This window comes from Mesorhizobium sp. M2C.T.Ca.TU.002.02.1.1, from assembly GCF_003997225.1.
The window spans coordinates 1-3,164 of sequence record NZ_RZTO01000722.1 but is presented as its reverse complement, the minus strand read 5'-3'; the positions used below and the strand labels follow the sequence as shown (position 1 = coordinate 3,164).

Below are 3,164 nucleotides of genomic sequence, written 5' to 3'. Positions count from 1 at the left end.
GAACCCGCCGAAATAGGGCCCCGTCCAGTTGAAGCTCTCCTCCGCCGGCGGCGTCGGTGCCGCTTCCGGGGCGAGCGCATCGGCCGCGAATGCGCTGCCGGCGGCAAGAACGATCGCCATGGCGGCCATGGACGTGGGTATGATCTTCATCGGATACGTTCCTCGTTGGATTGCCAGTTCAAAAATTGCGTCCACATTCCTTCCCGCTCACGCATGAGCGGGTCTCCGGGGCCGTCTGCCAATTTGCGAAGACATGTCCGCTCACTGCGGACGTGAAAATCGAGTACCGCCCCTTCAACGCACCGCTAACAGAGAAAATCCAGGTGCGTGTGGCGAATACGGAAGTCAAAATTGCAATAACGGAACAGTTGTTGTTCCAGAATTTCAGTCTTGCAAATTTGTCACACCTAACTCATTTTCAGAAAGCTGAGAGACCATTTTGGATAGGCTCGAACCAGGCGGAAATGATGGTTCCCAAGCGCCAGCGGGCAGGCAAACGCCAATTGCGGGCAGGCGCCGTTCAACCCCAGGCAGTCTTCGACAGGGAGCACGATGCCGAGCGCTGATCGGGTGGCTACATTCTCGGCGGACGACATTCCCGAAGATCATCGGGACGAGTTCATTCGCGATTTCTACGGTCGCATCCAGATGCGGTTGGACATCACGCCGCGTGCCGACACGCCTCTCAGATTCTCGGCCCGCACCCTGATCCTGCCTGAGATGAATCTCACCAAGGGCACCGTCTCTCCCATGGTCTGGGAGCGCAACAGCGCGCTGATGGCCGACGGCAACGACGATATCATCCTGTCCTGGAACAAGGGCGGCTACCGCTTCACCATGCCTGGGCGCGGCGACTTCAGCACCGATCCCGGCACCGCCGCCATCTTCCCGATGGACCGCCGCTACTCGGTCGTCAGCGAGGATTCGCAATGGACCATGGCGCTTCAGTTCAAGCGCTCGCTGCTGGCCCCGCTGGTGAAGAACCTCGACGATGTGCGTCCCGACAGTCTCGGCCTCACGCTCCCTGCACACCGGTTGCTCTTCGATTACCTCTGGTCACTCCTGCACATGGAGGGGCCCGAGACGCTCGCGCCTCTCGCTTCCCGCCATATCACCGATCTTCTTGCCGTTTCTTTCGGTGGCATGGAGGCCCATACGCATCCTCCCGGTGTCCGCGCGGCAAGGCTTGCCCGCATCAAGCAGCACATCGCCCGCAATCTCACCGATCCCGGGCTCAACGCCGGGCAGATATCGCGCAGGTTCGGCATCAGCGAGCGCTATGTCCGCCAGCTATTTCCCGGAGAGGGCACAAGCTTTTCCGACTATGTCAACGGCGAACGCCTCGCCTATATCCACAACTGCCTCACCGATCGACGGCAGTTGCTGCGGCGCATCGCCGACATCGCCTTTGAGGTCGGCTTCAATGAGCCGTCCACCTTTTATCGGCAGTTCCGGCTGCGCTACGGCATGACGCCAACGGAAGTTCGTGCCTTGACCGAGAAGGGCGGCAACGGCTGAAGTGCATGGCGGCCCTTGCCGACATCTTCGCCCGGTGCCGCATCGGTGTGTTTGCCCGCAGCCTGATCTCTACGCGCGGTCGCCTACTTGTCCGCCGCCAGCGTCTCGTTGAGCACGGCGGCCAGATGCAGGCCGCCGAGCGCGAGCTGCTGGATGGCGACCGGCGAGAATGTGTCGAAATAAGCCTGGTCGAGGATCACCGCGTGCGGGTTGTCGGACTTGATCACCGTGCCCTTCGGCAGCGCGCGATAAGCGTCTTCCGCCTCGCCGTGGCATTCGGCCAGCCATTTTTCCGGCGTCTGGTCGGCAGCCGGCATCGGCGTGAGATGCGGGATGACGTCGGTCTCGAGGTCGAGCGCCACCTTGCCCCAGTCATAGTATTTGAACAGGATCAGGCTTGAATCCCACACCGCATGAAAGGTGGTGAGGTCGCGGTAGGTCGAGCCGTCCGGCTTCGGCCGGTAGACGTTGAAGCTCACCGTCAGCGTGTTGCCGCCCTGGTCGCCCTGGTTGTTGTCCAGGCGCTCGACACAATGCAACGGCTGCGACAGGTCGCCGACCAGATGGATGACGAAGGCCAGCGCCTGCCAGCGCTCCTCGTCGCTTTTTGCCGGATTGGCCAGGATCTTCTCCTGCGCCGGCAGCGCCCGCATCAGACAGACGCCGAAGCTTGCATTGTCCTTGCAGTCGCGCGCCGGATCGTAGGCGGTGGTGCTGGCGCTCGCATCACCGGGCTTGGAGGCCAGCGGAATGTCGATGAAATGCCAGGTCGACGTCTCCTTGTGGTTGCTGGCCCGATAATCGTCGGCCCAGCTCGCCACCGAGGCCAGCGAGACGGTCGCCGGCGGCTGCAGCTTGAGGTGCGAGCGCAAGAGCTTCTCGATCGTGTCATAGGCGTTTTGGCTGAGCCTGTGCTGCGCGATCTCGGCGATCACCGCATGCCCTTCCTGGCCCCAGGCCAGCGCCTGGCCGCACATCGCCCCACCCGTCACCATTGTCGCCAAGCAAAATGCCGCCGCGGCTTTCCACGTCATCGCCTTGCCTCCTCCCGGGTTCGATCCGGAAAGTACAATGGAGACTTGTGACACGGACATGAACAATCTCACGAACGCGAGATTGGCGGATAGGGCAGGCGATCTGCGTATGTTCGTCAGGCGGGCGAATAGCTTTGCCGCGCCGGAGCAAGAAAACCCAGGCCGGCGAATTGTCCGGCCCGGGCTCTTCTTTCATCCGCAATGGCGAAGCGCTTCAGTCGCGATGCTCCGGCATCGCCTTCAACTGATCCTTTGTCCAACTGGTGACGGGCATGCACGTCGCCGTCCTCGTCGCGCATGAAATCGAGCTGGCTGGCGGTCACGGCCACCGGCTTGGCGCCGATGCCGAGGAAGCCGCCGACGTCGATGACGACCTGGCTGCCATGCAGGTGGTCGACCGAGCCGATCTTCTCGTCATCCGGACCATAGATGGTCGCGCCTTCGAGGATGGCGGGCGTGAGTTCGGCATTGGTCAGTCTTACGTGGCTGGTATGGTCCATGACGGGTCTCCTGTGGTTGTACAGGGATGAACCTATGATCGAGCCGAGGGTTCCGCCGGCAGAGCGAAATGCGAGCGCTGCTCAGCGAAGCGCTGCCCACCCCGTCACGAGG

General features: G+C 62.2%; 3 protein-coding genes and 1 pseudogene. 2 read left to right on the top strand and 2 right to left on the bottom strand.

All coding sequences use genetic code 11. The annotated features are described in order from the left end of the window. Nucleotides 1-272 precede the first annotated feature (272 nt). Together EOD07_RS28295 and EOD07_RS28290 are read left to right on the top strand one after the other, a co-directional pair. Nucleotides 273-566: a hypothetical protein gene (locus EOD07_RS28295; RefSeq protein WP_127237722.1), complete on the top strand. Its 294-nt coding sequence runs from the start codon at nucleotides 273-275 to the stop codon at nucleotides 564-566. Beyond that, on the top strand, nucleotides 553-1,518 hold the full coding sequence (locus EOD07_RS28290) for an AraC family transcriptional regulator (protein WP_127237721.1): 966 nt from the start codon (nucleotides 553-555) through the stop codon (nucleotides 1,516-1,518). The genes EOD07_RS28295 and EOD07_RS28290 overlap by 14 nt, the downstream gene beginning before the upstream one ends. An 83-nt stretch (nucleotides 1,519-1,601) precedes the next feature. On the opposite strand, the gene EOD07_RS28285 is transcribed toward EOD07_RS28290, so the two are convergent. Together EOD07_RS28285 and EOD07_RS28280 are read right to left on the bottom strand one after the other, a co-directional pair. Then, on the bottom strand, nucleotides 1,602-2,552 hold the full coding sequence (locus tag EOD07_RS28285; protein WP_164772608.1) for a S1/P1 nuclease: 951 nt from the start codon (nucleotides 2,550-2,552) through the stop codon (nucleotides 1,602-1,604). Nucleotides 2,553-2,766: 214 nt separating this feature from the next. Continuing rightward, a pseudogene (locus EOD07_RS28280) lies at nucleotides 2,767-3,052 on the bottom strand (PRC-barrel domain containing protein). Between the last annotated feature and the right edge of the window lie 112 nt (nucleotides 3,053-3,164).